Origin of the sequence: Mycobacterium sp. Aquia_216, assembly GCF_026723865.1 — a bacterium.
GTDB lineage: Bacteria > Actinomycetota > Actinomycetes > Mycobacteriales > Mycobacteriaceae > Mycobacterium.
Window position 1 is genome coordinate 5,667,963 of record NZ_CP113529.1, and the last position, 21,926, is coordinate 5,689,888.

Consider the following 21,926-nt stretch of genomic DNA (forward strand, 5'->3'; position numbering starts at 1 on the left):
ATGCGGACCGCCTACCATGAGCAACTCTCGGATTTATCCGAGCGCCTTGGCGAGATGTGCGGGCTGGCGGGGGTAGCCATGGAGAAGGCAACTCAGGCACTCCTGCAGGCCGACCTCGTCCTCGCCGAACAGGTGATCTCCGGCCACGAAGAGATCGCGAATCTGAGTGCTCTCGCCGAGGAGAGCGCCTTCGTGTTGCTGGCGCTGCAGGCACCGGTGGCGGGCGACCTGCGGTCCATCGTGAGCGCCATCCAGATGGTGGCCGACATCGACCGGATGGGCGCGCTGGCGCTGCACGTCGCCAAAATCGCCCGCCGGCGCCATCCTCAGCACACATTGCCCGAAGAGGTCAACGGGTATTTCGCCGAAATGGGCAGAGTCGCAGTCGAATTGGGTAACAGTGCACAAGAGGTGGTGTTGTCCCGTGACCCGGAGAAAGCCGCCCGGATCCGCGAAGAAGACGACGCGATGGACGATCTGCACCGGCACCTGTTCTCGGTGCTGATGGACCGGGAATGGAAGCACGGCGTGGCGGCGGCCGTCGACGTGACGTTGCTGGGCCGTTTCTACGAACGTTTCGCCGATCACGCGGTCGAGGTCGCCAGGCGCGTCATCTTCCAGGCCACCGGCAGACTGCCCGAAGACGAAACGGCGGCGACGACGCAGTAAGCCCTCAGCCGAAGCGACCGGAGATGTAATCCTCGGTGGCCTTCTGCGAGGGATTGGAAAAGATCTTCTCGGTGTCGTCGATCTCGATGAGCCGGCCCGGCTTTCCCGTCGCTTCCAGGTTGAAAAACGCCGTGTGATCGCTGACGCGGGCGGCCTGCTGCATGTTGTGCGTGACGATGACGATCGTGTATTCCTGCTTGAGCTCACTGATCAGTTCTTCGATCGCCATCGTCGAGATGGGATCCAGCGCGGAGCACGGCTCGTCCATCAGCAACACATCGGGTTGCACGGCGATGGCGCGCGCGATGCACAGCCGCTGCTGCTGCCCGCCGGATAAGCCGCCACCGGGTCGGTTCAGCCGATTCTTGACCTCATCCCACAGGTTGGCGCCGCGCAGCGAGTGTTCGGCGACGTCGTCGAGCAGCCTACGATTGCGCACCCCTTGCAGCTTCAGGCCCGCGACCACGTTGTCACGAATAGACATGGCGGGAAACGGGTTTGGCCGTTGGAACACCATGCCGATCGCTCGCCGCACCCCGACAGGGTCGATACCCGGGGCATAGATGTTCTCGTCGTCGAGCAACACGGTGCCCTCGACCCGCGCACCGGGGATGACCTCGTGCATCCGGTTCAGCGCCCGCAGCACGGTGGTCTTGCCGCAGCCGGACGCGCCGATGAACGCCGTCACACTCCGGGGGAGAATCGACAGCGTCACATCGGCGACGGCCTGAAACGACCCGTAGTAGATGTTGACGTCCTTCAAGTCCAAACGCTTTGCCACCCAGCACTCCTCCCTAGGACTTCTTGGGCGCAAACATCATCGAGACCACCCTGGCTCCGACATTGACAACGGCGATCATCAAGATCAGCGTCAAGCCCGCCCCCCACAGTCGATCTGTGGGAAGCGGGTTCACGCCGGCACCCGCCACCGTCTGGTTGAACATCATGCCAGGCAGCGTCCCCATGAACCCCTTGAAGATATCGAAGTTCATGGCTTGCGAATAACCGACCAGGATCAGCAGTGGAGCCGTTTCGCCCATGACCCTGGCCAACGCCAACATGATCCCGGTGATGATGCCCGACAACCCTGTCGGAATCACCACCCTGACAATGGTTTTCCACTTTGGCACCCCCAACGCATAGCTGGCCTCACGCAGATCAATCGGAACGATCCGCAACATCTCCTCGGTCGTCCGCTCAATCACCGGCAGCATCAACAGCACCAACGCCAGCGCCACCGCGAAGCCCGAACGGGGAAAGCCCAGCGTGGACACACATAGCGCGTAGATGAACAATGCCGCAACAATTGAGGGCACCCCGGACAGGATGTCCACCATGAAGGTCGCCAACCGGCCAAGTCGGGTACCGCCCCCGTACTCGACCAAATAGATCGCGAGCATGACACCGATCGGCACGGAGATCGCGGCGGACACCAATCCCTGCAACAGGGTTCCAACCATCGCGTGGTACGCGCCGCCCCCGGCCAGAAAAGGCGTCGTGCCCGCTTGTGAATGCGTCCACCATGAAGCGGACGCTATCGCCTTGAATCCCTTGGCGACGACCGAGAACAACACCCACAGCAATGGGGCCAGCGCAATCAGCATCGACAGCGAGACCAACACGCTCGCAACGATGTTCGCGACCCGGCGGCGGCGACCGAGTCCGGACAGCGTGCGTGCCTTGAGGGGCCGGTCGAAGATCGAGCTCATCGCCTAGCCTTTCTGGTCCCGGCGACAGCGCCGCGAGCTAAGGCATCGACCACAAACGTCAGCACGAAAAGTACCAGTCCCGCAGCGATATACGCGCCGGCTTTGTACCGGTCATCGAATTCCCATGCGGTGGCCGCGATCTTGGTCGCAAAGGTCGCACCGCCGTCGAATAGCGACCAGCCGAACGCCTTTTGAGTGCCGCGCAAGATAATCAGCAACGCGACCGTCTCACCCAGGGCTCGGCCCAGACCGAGCATCCCGCCGCTGACATAGCCGGTCCGCCCGAACGGCAACACCGTCGTCTTGACCACCTCCCAGCGAGTGGCACCGAGCGCCAGTGCCGCCTCAATCTGGTCGCCCGGCGTCTGCACGAAGACTTCGCGAGTGACCGCGGTGATGAACGGCAGGATCATCACCGCCAGCACGATCCCGCCGGTGAAGATGGTGCCGCCGCCGGCCGCCGACGCACTACCGTCGGCGAACAAGAAGCACCAGCCCACAGACTGATTCAGCCACGTCGCGACGGGCCGCAACTGCGGAGCCAGTACATACAGACCCCACACGCCGTAGATGATTGAGGGAACCGCCGCCAGCAGATCGACCGTGTAGGCGAGCGGCCCGGCGAGCCGCCGCGGCGCGTATTGAGTGAGGAAGATGGCGACCCCCAGAGCGACGGGCATGGCCAGAATCAAGGCGAACACCGAGATGAACACCGTCACCTGGAGCAGGTCGAGGATGCCGAAGTGCATCGCCGAGGTATTGGTGGTGACCCAGTTGCCGCGGTAGGTGAAGAAGTCCTCTTGGTTGCGCTTGAACGCCGGTATCGCACGCAACAGCAAGAACCCGCCGATCGCGATGACCACGACGGAGATCAGGACCCCGCAAGCTTCGGCGAACTTGCGAAATATCCGGTCCCCGAAGCGGGATGGAGTCCCCTTCCATGGGCTAAGGGGTACGACCGGCGCCGACGGAAAGGACGCGGCAACGACCGCACCCGAACCCGCCTGGGCTGGATCTGGCGTAGTCATCGTGAATCCGTCACTGCTGTTTCTGGTGTCACTCCTGGACCCGAGTGCTACTGCATCGCATTGATCGCGGCGATCAGTCGCCCCTTGACCTTATCGGTCAACGGGATGTAGCCGGCCGACGAGAGGTTGGTCTGACCGGTGTTCGCGGCCACGGTCAGGAAGGACTTGATTGCCTCGGCGGTCTCCGCGTCGTAGCCGTTCGAACAGACGATCTCGTAGGTGGCCAGCACCAACGGGTAGGCATCCGACTGCTGGCCGCCGTACATCGAATTCAGGTTCAGCACCAGGTCGTTGCCGGCAGAGGCGAAGGTGACCGTGTTGACGGCGTTGCCGGCCGTCTCACTGGTGAGAGAGACCACGCCACTGGCCGTGGCGAGTTGGGCGTAGGGCAGGCGTGCCTGGTCGGCGAAGCCCTTTTCCACATATCCGATGGCGCCGCGCGTGGAGCGCACCGCCTGGATGACACCGGACGACTTCGCCGCGCCTTCGCCGACGCCGCCCTGGAATTCGGTGCCGACTCCCCTGGACCAGCTCTCCGGTGCGGTGGTCGTCAGAAACTTCTGCAAGTTATCGGTGGTACCCGAAGAGTCCACCCGGTAAATCGGGGTGATCTTGGTGTCGGGCATCGCGATACCGGGATTCAACGCCGCCAGAATCGGGTCATTCCAGACGGTGATCCTGCCCGTCAAAATTTTTGCCAGCACATCGCTGTTGACGGTCAGCGTCTTGGCCTCGGGCAGGTTGTAGACCAGTGCGACCGGACCGAACACCAGTGGCAGGTCCCATGCGGGGTTCCCGTTGCAGCGTTTGGTGGCGGGCAGGATCTGGTCGGCGATCAGCGGGGAGTCCGATCCGGCGAAGTCGACGTGGCCCGCGATGAATTGCTCGCGGCCCGCACCTGACCCCGTCGGGTTGTACGACACGGACTTGCGCGGGCAGTACTGGCCCCAGACGTGGCTGAACACCGCCATCGCGTTCTGTTGAGCGGTCGAACCTTCCGCGGTCAGTTCGCCTTTGCCGGTGCAGATCATCGTGCCAGCCTGTCCCGAGCTCGCTCCCGACGCCGGGTCACGGTGATTGTCGTCGCTGCCGCAGGCTGTCAGGCCCGCACTGGTTATCGTGACCGCCAACACCGCTGCCGCCAGCGTCCTGCCCATGTTGTCGAGCCTCACCGATCTCGCTTCCTGACGCAGTTTCGACGCATGCGGCCGCCGCTCGAAACTATGCGCGCAGGCCCCGTCCACAAGAGTGCCCAAGGGGTGAACGTGCGGTGAATTATCAACTGGCACGCCACCTCTGCCTGCGCTTTCGCCTCAGCCCACGCTCGGCGCCGGTGCGTACGCGGTGTCGACGCTGTAGGTGGTGAATCCCTGGCGCTGGTAGGTCCGGACCGCGGCGACGTTGTCTGACTCGACGTAGAGCAGCACGGTGACTTCCCGTGCGGGGCCACCCGGTTTTGCTGGTCCACCAAGGCGGCGGGCCAGCGACTCGACGCCGACGGCCGTCAACATCTGCCCCAGCCCGCGGCCCTGCGCGGACGGATCGACGCCGACGACGTACACCTCCCCCAGACGCGGTTGATCCAGGTGCACTTTGGTCCAGTGGAATCCCAGAAGCCGGCCCGCGTCGCCGCTCTCGTCGTCGCCGAACGCCAAGAACAAACCCGCCGGGTCAAACCACGGTTCGCCGCGCCGCTCCGCCAGGTCGACCGCGGTCCACCCGCCCTGTTCGGGATGGTCGGCGAACGCGGCATTGTTGACCCGCAACAGCTCGGCGTCGTCGCCGGCGCCCGCGTAGGTGCGCACCCGCACTCCGGGCGGCGGGGTTACCGGGTCGGGGATCTCACGAAGCGAACGTCTCATCTGGACGAGCTCCCGCACCGCGACCAGACCTAGCCCGGACGCGGTGGCCCGGGCCGGCTCCAGCGTGCCGTGCGCCCAAAAGCGGTTGCTGCCGCCAGTTTTGGCGATCGCCGCACGTGCCATCGCCGTGCCGATACCGCGCCGGCGGGCCCGCGGATGCACCACCAGTTCGGCCATCGGATCCCCGCCGTCACGTGGCGGACTGAGATTGAGGTAGCCCTCGACCGTGTTGGCGGTCTCCTCAGTGGCGCTGACCACCAGCAGATGATCGGTGCGGTCGTGCCCGAGTTCCCGAAGAACCTGTTCGCCGACGGGTGCTACCCCATCGAATTCGGTTGCCGCCGCGACCAGTTCGCGCACCCCGTGCTGCTCGTCGGCGGTCAGTGCGGAGCGCCAGTCCGGCCGGGTCACTGACTGCGGAGCGGGTCGGCCAGCGGGTCGTGCAGATTCTCTGCATCGGGTTCGTCGTTTTCGGCTTCGTCGGGTGGGGCGATCGGCGCTCGTCCGCGCGCCGGTCGAACGGCCTTGTAACCCACGTTGCGTACCGTTCCGATCAGAGCCTCGTACTCGGGGCCGAGTTTGGCCCGCAACCGCCGTACGTGCACATCGACCGTTCGGGTGCCACCGAAAAAGTCGTATCCCCACACCTCGTGCAGCAGCTGGGCGCGGGTGAATACCCGGCCGGCGTGCTGCGCCAGATACTTCAGCAGCTCAAATTCTTTGTAGGTGAGGTCAAGCGGGCGGCCCCGCAGCCGCGCGGTGTAAGTGCCTTCATCGATCACCAGCTCGCCGAGGCTGACCTTGCCTGCGCTTTCCTGGTCGGCCAGCCCGCCACGGCGGCCCACCACCAGCCGTATCCGGGCGTCAACCTCAGCGGGCCCCGTGCCGGGCAGCAAAATCTCGTCCAACCCCCAGTCGGCGCTGACCGCGACCAGGCCACCCTCGGCCACGACCGCCACGACCGGAACCGACCGGCCCGCGGTGCTCAACAAACGGCAAAGCCCGCGCGCCGCCGACAGATCGGTGCGCGCGTCGACCAGCACCGCGTCCGCGGTCCCAGCCTCCAGTAGTGAGGAAGGCTCGGGCGGCGCTGTGCGCACGGTGTGCGGGAGCAACGACAACGACGGCAGGACCGGGTCCGGATGCAGCTCCGAGGTGAGTAGTAAAAGCTCCAACAAGCCCCTTCAGCTCGTGGGAAAGGCATCTCCCAGGTTCACAAAGCCACGTGGCGTTAGTGGCCAGGCCATGTAACGATAACGTGCTACCTGGTCTTTGTGCGTGCCCTTGCCAGGTATGTGAGCCCGGCCACGAGGTGATCCGGACCGGAATCCGCCGCCGCACGCCGCGGTGAACTGCGCCACAATATGCGGATGCGCAGGGTGCTGATCAGTGTGATCGCCGTGGTGTCCACCGTGGCGGTGATCGTCGGCGGTGCCGTCGGCGTGGACTACGGCACCAGCATCTACGCCGAGTATCAGCTCTCGCGCAACGTGCGCAAGGCGGCAAATCTGGGGTCCGACCCCTTCGTGGCGATACTGGCCTTCCCCTTCATCCCGGAGGCGATGCACGGCCACTACAACGAGCTGGAGATCAAGGCTAACGGCATCGACCGCGTACCCATCGGCAAGGCCACCCTCGAAGCCACGATGCATTCGATAGACCTGACTTACGCGTCGTGGCTGATCAGACCCGATGCGAAGCTGCCGGTGGGCAAGCTGGAGAGCCGTATCATCATCGACTCGACGCACCTGGGCCGATACCTGGGCATGGGCGACCTGATGGTTGAGGCCCCACCCTCCGAGACCAACGACGCCACCGGCGGTACCACCGAATCGGGGATTTCCGGCAACCACGGCCTGGTCTTCAGCGGCACGCCGAAATCGTCCGGCTTCGACCACCGGGTGAGCGTCTCGATGGACCTTTCGATCGCGCCCGACGACCCCGCGACACTCGTGTTCACCCCAACCGGCTTCCTTACCGGACCGGATACCGCCAACCAAACCGTTCCGGACGACAAGCGCGACGCCGTGCTGCACAGCTTCACCGCCAGGCTGCCCAATCAACGCCTCCCGTTCGGCGTGGCGCCGCGCACCGTCGGGGCACGCGGCTCGGACGTCATCATCGAGGGCATCACCACGGGAGTAACCGTGACCCTCGAAGGGTTTAACGAGTCATGACCCGCGCCGCGGACGAAGCAGCGCGAAGCAATGGGAAGGAGCGGCGCAGATGACCACCGTTGTCGTCGCGATCGTGGCGGCTCTAGCCCTAGCAGCCGTCGTCGGCTGGTTGGTGACCCGTCGCTCCGGAAGCCTCAAAGAAGTAGCTTCAGACCCGAGCGAAAGTGCCGGCGCCGACACCGCCGACCTGGGCTTGTCGGCTACCGGCCCGACCGTCGTGCATTTCAGCGCACCGTGGTGCGGACCCTGCGATCGGCTACGCCGGGTGGTCGACCAGGTGTGCGACAGCATGGGCGATGTGGCACATGTCGAAGTCGACATCGACGCCAACCCGGCCGCCGCACGCCAGTTTTCGGTTATGTCGCTACCGACCACCCTGATTTTCGATGTCGACGGGCGACAGCGTTACCGGGCATCGGGTGTCCCCAAGGCCGCCGACCTGCGGTCAGCGCTCGAACCGCTGTTGGCTTGATCGCGATGTCATTGGGTAAGCTGACCGACGTGTCATCCCGCATGGAGCTCATGCTCACCAAGCGTCGCGCAGTCGATCTGTGCCGCATCGCGGGTTGTTGTTGTTGCTGTTGCTGTAGCTGCTGAGTAGCCGCGCCCGCCCGCGCAGCACTCGGAGCAGCCCGGAACCCCGCCGTGGCATGTCTCCACCGTTTCCACGCAACAGGCAAATAGGAGTCTTTCGTGTCAAGCAGTAGTCCCAGCGCCCAGACCGACCGTGTCGACGTTCGTGGACCCAGATTCGCCGCCTGGGTCACCACCGCGGTCCTGGTCGTGACACTGATCGTCTCGGCATTGAGCCCGCTGGCGGCCGCGATCATCCTGGGTCTGCAGGCCGTGGTCTTCGCGATCGGTGCTCTCGGCGGCCCGCGCCGGCATCCCTATGGCCGGGTGTTCGCCACGCTCGTGGCCCCGCGGCTGGGCCCGGTCAAAGAGCGCGAACCGGTGCCACCCCTGAAATTCGCCCAATTGGTCGGCCTGATCTTCGCGATCGTCGGTACCGCCGCATTCGCCGTCGGCGCACCCTTGGTGGGCGTCATCGCGACGGCGTTCGCCCTGGTGGCGGCGTTCCTGAACGCAGCCTTCGGCATCTGCCTGGGCTGCCAGCTTTATCCCCTCGTGGTTCGCTTACGACCGACCGCCGGTCCGGCGTAACCCAAGTTCATCGCAAGTAATCGAAAGGATCCCCGCCATGGCACGCTCCGACGTCCTGGTCTCCGCCGAGTGGGCTGAGAAAAATCTCGACGCCGCGAACGTCGTATTCGTCGAGGTCGACGAGGACACCAGCGCGTACGACGGTGGCCACATTGCCGGCGCGGTCAGGCTTGATTGGCGCACCGACCTGCAGGACCAGGTGAAGCGCGACTTCGTCGACGCCCAGCAGTTCTCCAAACTGCTGTCCGAACGTGGCATCTCCAACGACGACACCGTGGTCCTCTACGGCGGCAACAACAACTGGTTCGCCGCCTATGCCTACTGGTACTTCAAGTTGTACGGCCACAGCGACGTCAAGCTGCTCGACGGCGGCCGCAAGAAGTGGGAGCTCGACGGACGCCCGCTGACCACCGACACCGTCAGCAGGCCGGCCACCTCGTACAGCGCGGAGCCTCCGGACAACACGATCCGGGCGTTCCGGGACGAGGTCATCGCGGCCATCAACGCCAAGAACCTCGTCGACGTGCGCTCCCCCGACGAGTTCTCCGGCAAGATCCTGGCGCCCGCGCACCTGCCGCAGGAACAAAGCCAGCGACCCGGGCACATTCCGGGGGCGATAAACGTGCCATGGAGCCGGGCCGCCAATGAGGATGGCACCTTCAAGTCCGACGAGGAGTTGGCCAAGCTGTACGCCGACGCCGGTCTGGACGGCACGAAGGAGACGATCGCGTACTGCCGAATCGGAGAGCGTTCGTCGCACACCTGGTTCGTTCTGCAGGAATTACTCGGGCATAAGAACGTCAAGAACTACGACGGCAGTTGGACAGAATACGGCTCCCTGGTGGGCGCCCCGATCGAGTTGGGAAGCTGATATGTGCTCTGCACCTAGGCAAGGACAGACGTTGCCCGCCAGCGTCGACCTGGAGAAGGAAACGGTCATCACCGGCCGCGTCGTGGACCGCGACGGCCAAGCCGTCGGTGGCGCGTTCGTCCGCCTGCTGGACTCCTCGGACGAGTTCACCGCCGAGGTCGTCGCGTCGGCCACCGGTGACTTCCGGTTCTTCGCCGCACCGGGATCCTGGACGCTGCGTGCCCTGTCCAAGGCCGGCAACGGCGACGCCGTCGTGGCGCCGTCGGGCGCCGGTATCCACGAGGTGGACATCAAGATCGCTTGACCGCTGACGTCGTGACCAGGGTCCCCGGAAGCGCGATTGACGGCGCGAGGCGAATAGACTCGCGGGCGTGGTGCTGTTCTTCGAGATCATGCTGGTCGCGGCAACCGTGGTCATTTCCTGGTTTGCCTTGTACACCCTCTACCGACTAATCACCGACGAGTCGTGACTCACGACGAGGACCCTGACGGACCGGCCGGTTCTGCAGGTTTCGGCGACGGCGCGATCGCTGCCGCCGCCGAACGCGCGAAGGTGACCGCGGCCCGCAATATCCCGGCCTTCGACGATCTGCCGGTCCCGGTCGACACGGCCAACCTGCGCGAAGGCGCCAACCTCAACGACGCGCTGCTGGCCCTGCTGCCGCTGGTCGGCGTGTGGCGCGGTGAGGGCGAGGGCCGCGGACCCGACGGGGATTACCGATTCGGCCAGCAGATCGTGGTCTCCCATGACGGCGGCGATTACCTGAATTGGGAAGCCAGGTCCTGGCGACTCGACAGCGATGGCAACTACCGGGAACCCGGCCTGCGCGAGACCGGTTATTGGCGTTTCGTCGTCGATCCCGATGACCCGAGCGAGTCCCAGGCCATCGAGCTGTTGCTCGCCCACTCGTCCGGCTACGTCGAGCTGTTCTACGGGCGCCCACGCAACCAGTCGTCGTGGGAGCTGGCGACCGATGCGCTGGCCCGCAGCCGGTCGGGCGTTCTGGTTGGCGGCGCCAAGCGTCTCTACGGCATCGTCGAAGGCGGCGACCTGGCCTACGTCGAAGAGCGAGTGGACGCCGACGGCGGGCTGGTCCCGCACCTGTCGGCGCGGCTGTCGCGATTCGTCGGATAACGGCCCGCTACCGTTGCCCGCCTTGAAGACTCGGGGCAACTCGCGAGTAATTCGGCGCTCGCACCAAACCATTGCCTTCGGCCGATCTTTTGCGTGTACTGTTCGACGTCCGAGCCGCCGCGCGAAGGGAGATCGGCGGATGCGTCCCACGAGGGCACCCTCGCCCATCTTGCGTTGGGCCGTCACCGCGCTCGGTCTGCTCCTCGTCCTCTATCTAGCCCTACTGGATCTGCGGCCCTCCATCGACGACTCGTTTCCGCCCTGGCTGGGGTGGTTCGGCCGGCCGGGATCGATGCCGACGCTGGCGGTCGTTGTCGTCGTGCTGATCTGGGCATCCGTGCTGAATTTCCGTTCGGGCAGCCACCGCGTGGTGGGTGTTTCGTTCACCCTGATTGCGGGCCTCGTCCCAATGACGGCGATTTTGGGACTCAGCTCCTACTGGGGATGTCACGACGCCAACCATCCGGCCCTCTTCACTCCCCTGATGGCGACGGCCAGTCTGGTCAAGGGCGGCACCGGGGACTTCTCCGTGAGCGGGCGCACCTGCCCGAACCCGACACCGGTGGGCCTGGAACTGGCCCGTATCGCCGCGCTGTCGGCGATCTTCACCGGACTGGGCGGCGCCGTGATCGGGGTCTTCCGGACCCAGGTGGACCGGCTGCGGGCCAATTGGGCCGATTCCGTCACGGCCGTCGTCGGTATCGACGGTGACACCCAGTCGATGATCAGCGCCGTTGCGCGCACCTTGGACAAACGCGGCACGCTGGTCGTCATCACCGGCGCCAGCGACGACCGCGTGCAGCGGGCCCGCAGGCAGGGCGCCCGGGTGGTGCTGGTGGATTTCAACACCCCGTCGACCCTGGTGTCACTTCGGCTGTGGCGCCGCCTGTCTCGGCTCTACCTGATGGCACCGGACCCCGCGGTCAACCTGATGTGGCTGGACCTGATCAGTCGCCGGCTCGCCGAAATCGCCCACAAGCAGCGGCTGCCCCTCATCGTGCGCATGGACGATCCCTGGCTGGCCCAGGCGTGGCGCGCCCAGCAGTTCGGCGGATCGGATACCCGCTGGGCGGCCGACGTGGTCGGCAAATACGAGGTGACCGCCGGCCGGCTCCTCGACAGCGTGATCGCGACCGGGCACACAAAGCGCGTATTTGTTTGTGGCACCTCACAATTGACGCTGGCACTGTGCGCGGACCTGACCCAGCGTGCGCTGGAACGCGACTTCTACACACCGCCCGGCACGGTGGCGTTGCCCGCACTGACCCTCGTAGACAGGGACGCCGAGGAGTACCTGCGCGATCACGAGTTCTACCGTCAGCAAGCGGGATTCGTGTCGGAGGGGCCGGCGATCGACGCGGTCGCGGAGGCACCGTCGATCCCGACCATGTTGCGGCTGATCGGTGAGGTCGATCCCGTGACCAGCGCGGTGATCTTCGTCGACGCCCACGCCGGGACAACCGCCGCTCGGCTGGCCGCCCGCTTCCCCGACATGCCCATCCACGCCTCGGACCTCAACACCAGCATCAACGACGACTCCATTCAGGTCGTCGGCCGGCTGCAGTCCTATTCGCTGGTGCTCGACACCCAAGAGGGTCAGGTTCGGGACGCCTGGGAGCGTGCGGCACGGCTGATCCACGAACGCTACGTCTCGACGATCGACCCGAGTTGGCCGCGTGGCGCGGCTTCCGTGCCGTGGGCCGAGCTCGACGAGTTCTACCGGGGATCCAACCGGCGCCAGGTCCGCAACGCGTTGTGGATGGTGGAACAGATCGCGGGACACACCTGGAATACGTGGGGCAGCCCACCGGCCCAGCTGTCCGGCAGCGAAATGGCGGGATTGACGCCGCTGGAACAGCTTGCGCTGATGGGTTTCGACCACGGTTCCTCCCTGCGCATGGCGCAGGCGGAACACGAGGACTGGTGCCGCTACTACCGGCGCAACGGCTGGAAATACGGCTCGCCGCGCGACGACTCGCGCAAGATCCACAACAAGCTCGTCGACTGGTCGGAGGTGGAAAGCGACCCGGAGCTGCTCAACGCCGCGGTGCGGAGTCTGGCGGGCACGCTGTGGAGCCTGCGCCAGCTAGGCTTTCGGTCGCGTCCACTGTGGCAGTCGTTCACCCGGGTGGGAACTGTCACCGCCGAGCAACGCAGCGCGCCATGGACGTGGACGTCGGATTCGGGACACACGATGCGCGGCGACGCCGGCGACTGGGCGATCCACGAGGACGGAAAAGTCTGGTCGGTGCGCGACGACATCTTTCAAGACACCTACGAGCCGGTGGGCGACGGGCTCTGGCAGCGCAAGGGACTAGTTCAGGCTCGTCCGGCCAACCCGGGCGAGACCATCAACACCCTGGAGGGGCCTACCAACGCCGCCGAGGGCGACTGGGTGGTGCGGGGAGCCAGCGGTGAACAGTGGCCGGTGCCCGGCGCCGAGTTCGCGCGGCGCTACGCCGAATATCAGCCGCCCGAAGAAGCCCACGTTCACGACGACGGCGACAGGTAACCGCTCACGCATTGCGGACCCCACAATTGCGCTGAAAATTTGCGCATCGTGAAGGGCCCCAACACTGATACGGTATCGGCGCATGTGCGTACGGGGCGCGCAGCAGTTCGTTCGCTCCGCTTCACTTTAGGAGATTGCGATGGCGCTGTTCATCAGCTACTCGAGCCAAGATCGGACGACGGTCGACGCCCTGACCACCGCGCTTCGGCGCGGGCAGAACCAGGTGTGGTTCGACCAAGAGCTCGGTGGTGGCGACTCGTGGTGGGCCAAAATCCTCGAGCAAATCCGCGAGTGTGAAGTGTTCATCGTCGCGCTGTCGAGTAACTGGCTGCAATCCAAGCCGAGTCAGGCGGAGTTGCGCTACGCCCAGGCCCTCGGCCGGCCCATCCTGCCCGTTCGGATCGGCGACGTCGACAGCATGCGGGTGAATCCCCTTGCCGCATTGCAGATCATCGACTATCGGGAGCCCACGGTCGACGCCGGCATCCAATTGGTCACCGCAGTGCACGCGCTGCGCAGCAAGCCGGTGCCTTTGCCCGACCCGCTGCCCGAAGAGCCCCCGGTGCCGTTCGGCTACATCACGCGGCTGGGGAACACCCTCGCCGAGAAAGAGCTCAGCCCGCAGCAGCAGCTCCAGCTGTTGGTCGAGCTGCGGTCCGGGTTCGACGAGGACGGCGACGATCCCAGTGCCCGCGGCGACATCGCGCAACTTCTGCGCATGCTGCGCCTGCGACACGACGTCACCTACCGCACCCGGAGCGAAATCGACAACGTGCTGTCCGAAATCGAGGCCAAGGACGGTTCGCCGGGAGGCCCGGCCGCCAAGGTTCAGGCTCCGGCCGCGGGGTCGACCACCGCAACACAACCCAGCGGCTCGACCGCGGTCACCGTCCCGACCGCGGTAACCGGCGGTGCGCCCACCGGCGGCGGGTCGAACAAGCGGCTGATCCTGATCGGCGGTGCCGCGGTGGCAGTCATCGCCGCGATCGCAATCGTCGTGGTGGTGACTACGCAGGGCGGCAAGACCAAGTCGGCTCCGAACGCGGCCAACTCGAATTCAGCGCCGGCCGCCGGGAATTCGTCTCCCAACTCGGCGAAGCTGGATTCCTACCTGGTCGGCGCGCCCGAAGTCGGCACGATCGTCGGCGACCCGAACGTGGTGGCCGGCGACAAAATCGGCCAGCTGCGCAATCCGAAGTGGACGCTGTCCGACCCCGAGTGCGCCGGCACCTACGAGCCCGCCGTCGCGGCGGCATACCAGGACGCCAGCGGCTTCGACGCGGTGAGCGGCCTGATCGTGCACACGGCCGGACAGGATCCGCCGCACCGGATCATCGAGACCGTCGCGGAATTCGCCTCGCCCGACAAGGCCAGCGCTTTCGTCCGGGCGTCGGCAGACAAGTGGAAGTCCTGTGCCGGAAAAACGGTGGCGGAGAGCCTCAACGGCCACAGCTTTGACTGGGCATTCGCGGAAGTCGGTGGCACCGTGCCGAAGATCGCGCAACAGCGCAGCCGATCCGACGGCGGCAAAATCTGCCACCACGTGCTGCACGCCGACGGCGCAAAGGTGATCGACGTCCTGGTGTGCGGTCCGGATGCGGTACCCGGCCAGGCGGGCAAGATCGCCGAGCAGATCGCCGCGAAGAGCATCCAGTAACGGCCATGACATGGAGCGGCCCCCGAGCAATGCTCCCGGTTGGACAGACCGGGAAGCTCGGGGGCCGGGTGGCTACGGGGAATTCGCCAGCGCGCGTTGATCGCTAGCTCTTCCGAGCCATGCAGCTAGCGCGTAGCCACCTCACATGTCCATGAAGCTATCAATTTCGCGGACCACCTCCCTTCCTGTGTACGGCCGACCGTACCCGCCGTTACGCGAGCCGACAACACAATTCAGCGCTCAGCGATCGCTGACGATCGCCGCGTCGACCAGCTGAGCGAAATCATCGGTCATCGGCGATCGAAGTAGTCGGCGTCCGTCGAGCGTGTGCACGCGGGCGGCCAGGGTCATGCTGGAGACCAACCAGATCCCTTGGGCGGCATGCAAGTCCGCGACGCGTAGCGCACGGTAGTCGCAGTCGTAGCCTTTGCTGCGCGCCACCTCGAACAGGGCCTGCTGCGTCGTGCCGCGAAGAATCGGATACCAGGGTGGCGGCGTCAACAGGCAGAGGTGACTGTTCGAGCCCGCTTCGGAATCGGTGGCGATCACCACCGTCGACCGTGGACCTTCCAGGATGTAGCCGTCTGAGCTGACGAAGATGACATCACCGGCGCCCTGCTGGGCGGCGTGGCGCAAGGCGGCCATATTCACCGCGTACGACAGGGTTTTCGCACCGGCCAGCAGCCACGGCATCGCGTCGGCACCGGTGGCGGGTAGTCCCCGATCCAGCGTGAGCGCCGCAAGTCCGTCGCGGCGAACCGCGGCCACCCGGTCCGGAACGGCGTTGACCATCACATACGCGGTGGGAGCCGAACCACCCTCGCGACCCCGGGTATAGATCAACCGCAACGCGCCTTCGTCAGACGAGTTGGCGACCCACTCCCGGGTGGCCACGTCGATCGCGCGCCGCCAAAGCGGAAGGTCCGGCTCGGGCAAGTCCATCAACTTGGCCGACTGGGTCAGCCGCTGCAGATGCGGCCCGACCAGACAGGCGCCGCCGTCGCGGACCAAGAGGGTCTCGAAGGCGCCGTCGCCACGGACCGCCGCCAGATCGTCGGCGTGCAACAGCGGAGAGTCGGGCGGATGCATCTCGCCGTCAAGGGTGACGATCACACCCGTCTGCCCTGCCATGCCGAAAGAGCCTAGCCGTCGGTGTGAGCGACGCAGCCGCGCGCACCCAGATCCGTAGAGTTGAAGTGTGAATCCAGTTCCCGCACCTGATTCCGGACCCGACGCCGGCGCGATCTGGCACTACGGCGATCCGCTGAGCGAGCAGCGCGCGGCCGAAACCGATGCGGTGCTCGTGGACCGCTCGCATCGCGCGGTCCTGACCCTGACCGGCACGGACCGGCAGACCTGGCTGCACAACATCTCAACCCAGCACGTCAGCGGACTTCGCGACGGGGCCAGCACGCAGAATCTCAGCTTGGACGGACAGGGCCGGGTCGAGGACCACTGGATGCAGACCGAGCTCGGCGGCATCACCTACCTCGACACCGAACCGTGGCGCGGTGAGCCGTTGCTGGGCTACCTGACCAAGATGGTGTTCTGGTCGGATGTCACGCCGGCGGCCGCCGACATCGCGGTGTTGTCGCTGATCGGGCCGCGGCTCGCCGACCCGGCGGTACTCGACGTGGTTGGCCTGGACGCCCTGCCCGACGAACTGGTCGCATTTCCGCTCGCGGGCGGTGGCTTCGCGCGGCGGATGCCGGCGCCGGCCGCCGGCCAGATCGAACTCGAACTGTTAGTGCCAGGCGGCACTGCCGCCGACTGGCGAAGCCGTTTCACCCGGGCCGGCGTGCGGCCGGCCGGGATCTGGGCCTACGAAGCCCACCGGGTCGCGGCGGTGCGCCCGCGCCTCGGCCTCGACACCGACGAACGCACGATTCCGCACGAGGTGCGCTGGATCGGTGGTCCCGGAATCGGAGCGGTCCACCTGGACAAAGGTTGCTATCGCGGGCAAGAAACCGTCGCCCGGGTCCACAACCTGGGCAAACCGCCCCGGATGCTGGCGCTGTTGCATCTGGACGGCTCGGTGGAGCGGCCGTCCACGGGGGACGCGGTGCTTGCGGGTGGGCGGTCGGTCGGACGCTTGGGAACCGTCGTCGAGCACGTGGATCTGGGACCGATTGCGCTGGCATTGCTCAAGCGTGGGCTACCGGCCGAGACGCAACTGACGACCGGCGCGGAGAGCTCGGTCGCGGCGGTTATCGACGCCGATTCCCTGCCGCCCGACGAGCAGATCGGCGCGGGGCGTCTGGCTGTCGAGCGGTTGCGCGGCGGTGCGAGATAATGTCCGTCGAAGTCCAACACGGCGGGCAGGGGGCACCGACGCTCATCGGCGAGGCACGGTAAACTGTCGGCAGGACAATAAACGACACCAGAGATCGGAGCCGCCTACTTGTTAGGCCGCTCCGTTATTGCGCGAGGGGGTCCCCCCATGGGCCGCGGCCGGGCTAAGGCAAAGCAGACCAAGGTTGCTCGAGAACTTAAATACAGCTCTCCGCAGACTGACTTTCAGCGGCTACAGGCCGAGCTGTCAGGGACCGATGCGGACGCAGCCGGCGAGCTGGACGGCGCCGACGAGTCGTGGGATCGTGAGGACGATTGGCGCCGCTAGAACTTGCTCCGTGCCGATGCCGCGTGCATCGGCACGGAGCAAGTTCTAGTTAGGCGCAGACCCTTAAAATCTCGGGTGCTGCCCAACCAGTTTTGCGCGTGGGCCGTCTTTGCCACCCTTGCAGACGGTCCCCAACACCCAGCAGTCCAGATGCCGTGCGGTCAATATCGCCAGGGCGCGGTCGGTGTCCTCGGGTGCGACGACGGCGATCATGCCCACGCCCATGTTGAAGGTCTTTTCCATCTCCTCGCGGCTGACCCGACCGCGCTGGGCGATCATCGCGAATACCGGCGCGGGCGTCCAGGTGCCGCGATCCACCTCGGCGGTCAACCCGTGCGGGATCACGCGCTGCAAGTTGCCCGCCAGTCCGCCACCCGTGACGTGGCAGAAGGTGCGGACATGGGTTTCGGCGGCCAGTGCCAGGCAGTCTTTGGCGTAGATCAGAGTGGGCTCGAGTAACTCTTCGCCCAGCGTGCGGCCGAACTCCTCGACGTAACCGGCCAGGTTCATCCGGTCAATCTCGAGCAGGACCGTGCGGGCCAGCGAGTATCCGTTGGAGTGCAGGCCGGACGACCCCAACGCGATGATGACGTCGCCGGGTTTGACGCGATCGGGCCCCAGCACGTCGTCGGCTTCGACCACGCCGATCCCGGTGGCCGATATGTCGTAGTGGTCAGGCTCCATCAGCCCGGGGTGTTCGGCGGTCTCGCCGCCCAGCAGCGCACACCCGGCCCGCACGCATCCCTCGGCGATGCCGCCGACGATCGCGCTGAGTCGCTCGGGCACGGCGCGGCCGACCGCGATGTAGTCCTGTAGGAACAGCGGCTCGGCGCCACAAACAACGAGGTCGTCGACGACCATCGCCACCAGGTCGAGGCCGACGGTGTCGTGCTTGTCCATCGCCTGCGCAACCGCCAACTTGGTGCCGACGCCGTCGGTGGAGGCCGCGAGCACCGGCTCGCGGTAGTCGCCACGCAACGCGAACAATCCGGCGAATCCACCCAGCCCGCCACGCACCTCGGCTCTGGTGGCTTTTGCCGCCAGAGGCTTGAACAGATCCACCGCGCGGTCACCGGCTTCAATGTCCACCCCGGCCGACGCGTAGGTAATGCCCTGACTGCCCGGTTCTTCTCCGGGGCTTTTTCCGGGATCGGTCATCGCGATAAAGGCTACCGGTAGGCGCCGCACGCCGGGATCAAACCTCTTTGAAGTATCCGGAATGAATGCCGTCTAGTGGTTGACGGGAATCTCGTCGGCCACACGATCGCCGAGCTCCGCGCCGCGCGCCGCGTTGGCGAGCATGTGCTCGATCACGTTCTTGCCCAACGCGGTTTCACTGGGCAGCTCGATCGGATACTTGCCGTCGAAGCAGGCGGAGCAAAGCCGTGAGGCCGGCTGCTCGGTCGCCGCAACCATGCCGCGCAGCGAGATGTAGCCCAGCGTGTCGGCGCCGATCGCATGCCGCACCGCCTCGAGCATCTCGTCCTCGTCCTCGACGGCGTTGGCGATCAACTCGGCCGGCGACGGGAAGTCGATGCCGTAGAAGCACGGCCACTTCACCGGTGGCGAGGCGATTCGCACGTGCACCTCGACGGCGCCGGCCTCGCGCAGCATCCGCAACAATGCACGCTGGGTGTTACCCCGCACGATCGAGTCGTCGACGACGATGAGCCGCTTGCCGCGGATCACCTCTTTGAGCGGGTTGAGCTTCAACCGGATACCCAGCTGACGGATGGTCTGGGACGGCTGAATGAATGTTCGCCCGACGTAGGCGTTCTTCATCAGACCCTGCCCGTACGGAACACCGGACTCCTGCGCGTATCCCACCGCGGCGGGGGTCCCCGATTCCGGCACGCCGATCACCAGGTCGGCGTCCACCGGGCGTTCGCGGGCCAGCCGGCGGCCGATCTCCACCCGGGCGCCGTGCACCGATCGACCGCCGATGGTGCTGTCCGGCCGGGCCAAGTAGACGTATTCGAAGACGCAGCCCTTGGGGGTGGGGTTGGCGAAACGTGTGGATCGCACCCCGTCCGCGTCGATCGCCAGCAGCTCGCCCGGTTCGATGTCGCGGACGAACGAGGCACCGACGATGTCGAGCGCGGCCGTCTCGGAGGCCACCACCCAGCCGCGGTCCAGGCGTCCGAGCGAAAGCGGGCGCACCCCGTGGGGATCGCGGCACGCGTACAGCGTGTTCTCGTCCATGAAGGTGAGGCAGAAGGCCCCGCGAACGGTCGGCAGCAGTTCCAGTGCCGCCTGTTCCAGGGTGGAGTCGGCCGCGCCGTGGGCGAGCAGCGCGCCCAGGATGTCGGAGTCCGTCGTCGCCGGCGCCGGGCAACGCTTGGCAATCAGCCCCGCGTCACGCGCGCGTGCGGCGAGCTCGGCGGTGTTGACCAGGTTCCCGTTGTGTCCCAGGGCGACGCCCGTGCCGGCGGCGGTATTGCGGAACACCGGCTGGGCGTTTTCCCAGGTGGTGTCGCCCGTGGTCGAGTAACGGCAGTGCCCGATCGCGACGTGGCCCTGCATGGCCGCCAGCGTCTGCTCGTCGAACACCTGGCTGACCAGGCCGAGGTCTTTGAAGACCAGCACCTGAGATCCATCGGCGACGGCGATACCAGCGGCTTCCTGACCGCGATGCTGCAGCGCGTACAGGCCGTAGTAGGTGAGTTTGGCGACTTCCTCGCCCGGGGCCCAGACCCCGAATACACCGCACTCTTCGCGGGGCGAGTTCAGGTCCTGCTCGGATTCCTGGACGGTCACGGTGGGCGGCTCCCTAGAGAGAGGGGTGACGTAACGGAGTTTACGGGCACGTAAGCCCCCCGCACGAATCCGTTGGGCGTGTTGAGCGCCGAAATTATCGGCGTGTCAGCCTGAACCTGCAGTTCAGGGTTATATTCAGCCCACATCGAACAACGGTAACCAGTGGTCGATTTCACCCGCTCGGGCGCCCGATAACGTCAGCGATCCGGCGGCCTTGGCGTCGGCGAGCGTGAACATTCCGGCGGCCAGGAGCAGCCACGTCCTCGGATCGGTCTCCACGACATTGGGAGGTGTGCCACGGGTGTGTTTCGGCCCGGCCACACACTGCACGGCGACGAATGGGGGGATCCGGACCTCGACGCTGGCACCGGGCGCCATTGCGGCCAGCGTGCGCGCGGTGAGGCGAACCGCCGTCGCCAGTGTGGCGCGATCCGGTGCGGGACGGGTTTCGTCGCGTAACCAGGCCGCGACGGCCGCCAGGACCTGACGCGTCTTGGCCGGATCGGCACTATCGCGGGCGGCCATACCTTAGGGTCTCAGAATCATGGAGCGTCGTCGTTCGCGGCCGCCGCCCCCTTACAAGACCGTCGGCCTCGTGACGATAGTGGTCATGGGGCTCATCGGGATGGTCCTGTATTCGCAGTTCCGCGGCGACTTCACATCGAAGACGAAGTTGACCATGGTGGCCCCCCGAGCGGGCCTGGTGATGGATCCCGGTTCCAAGGTCACCTACAACGGCGTCGAGATCGGCCGGGTGTCCGGCATCTCCGAGTTCAGCCGGGACGGCAAGCCCGCCGCCAAAGTACTGCTGGACGTGACTCCCAAGTACGTCAACATGATTCCCGCGAACGTGGCCGCCGAAGTGAAGGCGTCGACCGTGTTCGGCAACAAGTACGTAGCCCTGAGATCTCCGAAAATCCCTGCACCACAATCGATTACACCGTCCACAGTGATCAACGCGACATCGGTGACGACAGAGTTCAATACCGTGTTCGAGACGCTGATGTCGATCACCGAGCAGGTCGATCCGGTCAAGGTGAACTTGACGCTGTCCGCGGCGGCGCAGGCGCTGGCCGGGCTGGGCGAGAAATTCGGCACCTCGCTGATCAGCGGCAACGCGATCCTCGACGACCTGAACCCGCAGCTGCCCATGGCGCGCTTGGACATTGCGCGGTTGGCGGCGCTGAGTGAGACGTACGCCGACGCCGCTCCGGACCTCTGGGCCGCCCTCGACCACGCGGTGACGACGGCGCGGACGCTGAACCGTCAGCTTGGTGATCTGGATGCGGCATTGCTGGCGGCGGCGGGATTGGGAACCAGCGGTGTGGACGTTTTCGGACGCAGTGGGCCGTATCTGGCGCGGGGAGCGGCCGATCTCGTTCCCTCCGCCCAGCTGCTGGACGAGTACAGCCCCGAAATCTTTTGCACCATCCGCAACTTCAACGAAGTGGCACCGAAGATTCACAACGCCCTGGGCGATAACGGCTACGCGCTGGGGGCCCACTCCTCCGGTTCGATCGCCGGAGCGCCTAACCCGTACATCTATCCGGAGAACCTGCCTCGGACCAACGCCAGGGGCGGACCCGGCGGGCGACCGGGATGCTGGCAGTCGATTACCCGCGAACTCTGGCCTGCTCCCTATCTCGTCATGGACACCGGTGCGAGCGTGGCCCCGTACAACCACTTTGAGGTCGGCTCACCGGTGGCCGTGGAGTATGTCTGGGGACGCCAACTAGGTGACAACACCATCAACCCCTGAAGAGAG

The 21,926-nt window shown here is 65.9% G+C and carries 23 protein-coding genes; 13 read left to right on the forward strand and 10 right to left on the reverse strand.

What is annotated here, in order from left to right:
* A complete protein-coding gene (phoU, locus tag OK015_RS26520) occupies window positions 1-669 on the forward strand; it encodes a phosphate signaling complex protein PhoU (RefSeq protein WP_268127644.1) in 669 nt (222 codons plus the stop codon).
* A 4-nt stretch (window positions 670-673) separates the two neighbouring features.
* Here phoU and pstB read toward each other — a convergent pair whose 3' ends face one another.
* From pstB to OK015_RS26550, 6 genes are all read right to left on the reverse strand, one after another.
* The gene (gene pstB / locus OK015_RS26525; protein ID WP_268127646.1) at window positions 674-1,450 is read right to left on the reverse strand and encodes a phosphate ABC transporter ATP-binding protein PstB; all 777 of its coding nucleotides are present in this window, start codon (window positions 1,448-1,450) and stop codon (window positions 674-676) included.
* 13 nt (window positions 1,451-1,463) lie between these two features.
* Window positions 1,464-2,378, reverse strand: coding sequence for a phosphate ABC transporter permease PstA (pstA, locus tag OK015_RS26530; RefSeq protein ID WP_268127648.1), 915 nt, complete (start codon window positions 2,376-2,378; stop codon window positions 1,464-1,466).
* Window positions 2,375-3,406 (reverse strand): phosphate ABC transporter permease subunit PstC, encoded by a 1,032-nt coding sequence (gene pstC, locus OK015_RS26535; RefSeq protein ID WP_268127650.1) that lies wholly within the window; start codon window positions 3,404-3,406, stop codon window positions 2,375-2,377. The genes pstA and pstC overlap by 4 nt, the downstream gene beginning before the upstream one ends.
* Window positions 3,407-3,453: 47 nt before the next feature.
* Window positions 3,454-4,578 carry a phosphate ABC transporter substrate-binding protein PstS gene (gene pstS, locus OK015_RS26540; protein ID WP_442791166.1) on the reverse strand — a complete coding sequence of 375 codons (1,125 nt, stop codon included), beginning with the start codon at window positions 4,576-4,578 and terminating at the stop codon, window positions 3,454-3,456.
* Window positions 4,579-4,719: 141 nt separating this feature from the next.
* The gene (mshD, locus tag OK015_RS26545) at window positions 4,720-5,679 is read right to left on the reverse strand and encodes a mycothiol synthase (protein WP_268127654.1); all 960 of its coding nucleotides are present in this window, start codon (window positions 5,677-5,679) and stop codon (window positions 4,720-4,722) included.
* Window positions 5,676-6,446 (reverse strand): winged helix-turn-helix transcriptional regulator, encoded by a 771-nt coding sequence (locus OK015_RS26550; protein ID WP_268127655.1) that lies wholly within the window; start codon window positions 6,444-6,446, stop codon window positions 5,676-5,678. The genes mshD and OK015_RS26550 overlap by 4 nt, the downstream gene beginning before the upstream one ends.
* Window positions 6,447-6,632: 186 nt before the next feature.
* Here OK015_RS26550 and lmeA point away from each other — a divergent pair, with 186 nt between their 5' ends.
* The 9 genes from lmeA (at window position 6,633) to OK015_RS26590 (ending at window position 14,784) form a co-directional block, all read left to right on the forward strand.
* A complete protein-coding gene (gene lmeA, locus OK015_RS26555; protein WP_268127657.1) occupies window positions 6,633-7,445 on the forward strand; it encodes a mannan chain length control protein LmeA in 813 nt (270 codons plus the stop codon).
* Window positions 7,446-7,494: 49 nt separating this feature from the next.
* Window positions 7,495-7,917, forward strand: coding sequence for a thioredoxin family protein (locus OK015_RS26560; protein ID WP_268127660.1), 423 nt, complete (start codon window positions 7,495-7,497; stop codon window positions 7,915-7,917).
* 50 nt (window positions 7,918-7,967) lie between these two features.
* The gene (locus OK015_RS29370) at window positions 7,968-8,042 is read left to right on the forward strand and encodes a putative leader peptide (RefSeq protein ID WP_442791331.1); all 75 of its coding nucleotides are present in this window, start codon (window positions 7,968-7,970) and stop codon (window positions 8,040-8,042) included.
* Window positions 8,043-8,138: 96 nt separating this feature from the next.
* Window positions 8,139-8,609 carry a DUF4395 domain-containing protein gene (locus OK015_RS26565; protein WP_268127662.1) on the forward strand — a complete coding sequence of 157 codons (471 nt, stop codon included), beginning with the start codon at window positions 8,139-8,141 and terminating at the stop codon, window positions 8,607-8,609.
* Between the two features lie 37 nt (window positions 8,610-8,646).
* Window positions 8,647-9,480: a sulfurtransferase gene (locus tag OK015_RS26570; protein WP_268127664.1), complete on the forward strand. Its 834-nt coding sequence runs from the start codon at window positions 8,647-8,649 to the stop codon at window positions 9,478-9,480.
* A 1-nt stretch (window position 9,481) separates the two neighbouring features.
* Complete coding sequence (locus OK015_RS26575) at window positions 9,482-9,784, forward strand: DUF1416 domain-containing protein (RefSeq protein WP_268127666.1); 303 nt, start codon at window positions 9,482-9,484, stop codon at window positions 9,782-9,784.
* Between the two features lie 162 nt (window positions 9,785-9,946).
* On the forward strand, window positions 9,947-10,615 hold the full coding sequence (locus OK015_RS26580) for an FABP family protein (RefSeq protein WP_268127668.1): 669 nt from the start codon (window positions 9,947-9,949) through the stop codon (window positions 10,613-10,615).
* Between the two features lie 139 nt (window positions 10,616-10,754).
* On the forward strand, window positions 10,755-13,127 hold the full coding sequence (locus OK015_RS26585; RefSeq protein ID WP_268127669.1) for a RyR domain-containing protein: 2,373 nt from the start codon (window positions 10,755-10,757) through the stop codon (window positions 13,125-13,127).
* Window positions 13,128-13,266: 139 nt separating this feature from the next.
* The gene (locus OK015_RS26590; RefSeq protein ID WP_268127671.1) at window positions 13,267-14,784 is read left to right on the forward strand and encodes a sensor domain-containing protein; all 1,518 of its coding nucleotides are present in this window, start codon (window positions 13,267-13,269) and stop codon (window positions 14,782-14,784) included.
* Window positions 14,785-15,024: 240 nt separating this feature from the next.
* Here OK015_RS26590 and OK015_RS26595 read toward each other — a convergent pair whose 3' ends face one another.
* Window positions 15,025-15,897 carry an aminodeoxychorismate lyase gene (locus tag OK015_RS26595; RefSeq protein ID WP_268133133.1) on the reverse strand — a complete coding sequence of 291 codons (873 nt, stop codon included), beginning with the start codon at window positions 15,895-15,897 and terminating at the stop codon, window positions 15,025-15,027.
* 85 nt (window positions 15,898-15,982) lie between these two features.
* Here OK015_RS26595 and ygfZ point away from each other — a divergent pair, with 85 nt between their 5' ends.
* Window positions 15,983-17,077, forward strand: a complete 1,095-nt coding sequence (gene ygfZ, locus OK015_RS26600; RefSeq protein ID WP_268127673.1) for a CAF17-like 4Fe-4S cluster assembly/insertion protein YgfZ — start codon at window positions 15,983-15,985, stop codon at window positions 17,075-17,077.
* Between the two features lie 147 nt (window positions 17,078-17,224).
* The gene (locus OK015_RS26605) at window positions 17,225-17,404 is read left to right on the forward strand and encodes a DUF3073 domain-containing protein (protein WP_268127675.1); all 180 of its coding nucleotides are present in this window, start codon (window positions 17,225-17,227) and stop codon (window positions 17,402-17,404) included.
* Between the two features lie 63 nt (window positions 17,405-17,467).
* Here OK015_RS26605 and purM read toward each other — a convergent pair whose 3' ends face one another.
* The 3 genes from purM to OK015_RS26620 all read right to left on the reverse strand — a co-directional run bounded on the left by purM (window position 17,468) and on the right by OK015_RS26620 (window position 20,686).
* A complete protein-coding gene (purM, locus tag OK015_RS26610; RefSeq protein ID WP_268127678.1) occupies window positions 17,468-18,562 on the reverse strand; it encodes a phosphoribosylformylglycinamidine cyclo-ligase in 1,095 nt (364 codons plus the stop codon).
* Between the two features lie 72 nt (window positions 18,563-18,634).
* Window positions 18,635-20,161 carry an amidophosphoribosyltransferase gene (gene purF / locus OK015_RS26615; protein ID WP_268127679.1) on the reverse strand — a complete coding sequence of 509 codons (1,527 nt, stop codon included), beginning with the start codon at window positions 20,159-20,161 and terminating at the stop codon, window positions 18,635-18,637.
* Between the two features lie 135 nt (window positions 20,162-20,296).
* A complete protein-coding gene (locus OK015_RS26620; protein ID WP_268127682.1) occupies window positions 20,297-20,686 on the reverse strand; it encodes a sterol carrier family protein in 390 nt (129 codons plus the stop codon).
* A 19-nt stretch (window positions 20,687-20,705) separates the two neighbouring features.
* On the opposite strand from OK015_RS26620, the gene OK015_RS26625 reads away from it, so the two are divergent.
* Window positions 20,706-21,920 (forward strand): MCE family protein, encoded by a 1,215-nt coding sequence (locus tag OK015_RS26625; RefSeq protein ID WP_268127684.1) that lies wholly within the window; start codon window positions 20,706-20,708, stop codon window positions 21,918-21,920.
* The last annotated feature ends 6 nt before the right edge of the window (window positions 21,921-21,926 follow it).